This is a genomic window from Flavobacterium nitrogenifigens (assembly GCF_003254565.1).
Taxonomy (GTDB): Bacteria; Bacteroidota; Bacteroidia; order Flavobacteriales; family Flavobacteriaceae; genus Flavobacterium; species Flavobacterium nitrogenifigens.
In genome coordinates this window covers 1-215 of sequence record NZ_QJRI01000013.1, presented here as the reverse complement: position 1 = coordinate 215, position 215 = coordinate 1, and the positions used below count along the sequence as shown (strand labels likewise).

The 215-nt window shown below is 30.2% G+C and carries 1 protein-coding gene; it reads left to right on the top strand.

Annotated elements, in window-relative coordinates; genetic code table 11:
* On the top strand, nt 1-215 hold a 215-nt coding region (locus DM397_RS23860), incomplete at both ends, for a hypothetical protein (protein WP_204251826.1).

The following is a 215-nucleotide window of genomic DNA, read 5'->3' as shown; positions in this document are numbered from 1 at the left end:
CCATTAATTAGAGGCCATAAGATAAAAGTATTTAATAATAATTGGAATGCACATGAAATATTACTGGATTATATTTCGACTTCAAATGCCTTGGATATCGTAAAATTAACCCCATCTCATTTAGAATTATTAAAAGATTTTGACCTGAAGGATACACCGTTAAAGAAAATTATAGTTGGAGGAGAATCATTACTTAGCCGACAAGTAGACGAAAT